The sequence below is a fragment of the Mesorhizobium sp. M0045 genome (assembly GCF_040323385.1).
In the GTDB taxonomy this organism is placed as follows: domain Bacteria; phylum Pseudomonadota; class Alphaproteobacteria; order Rhizobiales; family Rhizobiaceae; genus Mesorhizobium.
This window is the reverse complement of record NZ_JAMYUY010000070.1, coordinates 1-928: the sequence shown is the minus strand read 5'-3', so window position 1 is coordinate 928 and position 928 is coordinate 1. Positions and strand designations below refer to the sequence as shown.

The window sequence follows — 928 nt, the reverse complement described above, 5'->3', positions numbered from 1 at the left end:
GTATCCACGACGCCGCCTGCGCGATCTGTGTGGAGGCCGGCTATACAGGCGCGGGCACGGTTGAATTCCTGCTGTCAGAGAACGGCGTCATCTCCTTCCTCGAGGTCAACACGCGGCTTCAAGTGGAACATCCGGTGACGGAGGAGACGACTGGCGTTGACATCGTCATCGAGCAGTTGCGCATCGCTGACGGCCTATCACTGTCCGTCAAAAAAACGCCCACGCCGCGCGGACATGCCTTCGAATTTCGCATCAATGCCGAGGATCCGGGTCGCGGCTTCCTGCCGACGCCGGGGCTGATCACCCGTTTCCGCGCGCCTTCCGGCCCCGGCATTCGACTCGATGCTGGCGTCGAGACCGGCTCTGAGATCTCCGGCCTTTACGATTCCATGATGGCAAAGCTGATCGTCACCGGCTCGACGCGCGAGGAGGCGCTGATCCGCGCCCGCCGCGCGCTTGCCGAGTTCCGGGTCGAGGGGGTCGCATCGGTGCTGCCTTTCCACCGTGCGGTGCTGGAAGAGCCTGACTTCACCGGCGAGGATGGCTTCCGGGTCTATACCAACTGGATCGAGACCGCGTTTCGCGGCATCGAGCCCGCGCCGCGCGTCGACCCGATCGAGGGCAGTCTGATACGCAGCTTCGTCGAGATCGACGGCAAGCGTCATGCACTCGGCCTACCGGCCGCGCTCTTTTCCGGCCTTTCCGCACCGCAGCCGCCCGCTGCCGCCATCAGGCCGGCGAGCGACGGCACGGTGTCGGCCCCAATCCCCGGCACCCTGCAACAATGGCTGGTCGAGGACGGGGCGGAGGTCGCCGAGGGCGGAGCAGTGGCACTCATCGAGGCGATGAAGATGGAAACGCGCATTCTCGCCCCAAAGACGGGCCGTATCCACATCAAGGTTGGAGCTGGCAAGGTGGTCGGCCTCGG

General features: G+C 65.4%; 1 protein-coding gene. It reads left to right on the top strand.

Features of this window, described 5'->3' with window-relative positions; translation table 11 throughout:
* A partial coding sequence (locus NKJ72_RS30900; protein ID WP_352480799.1) for an ATP-binding protein occupies nucleotides 1-928 on the top strand: 928 nt, incomplete at both ends.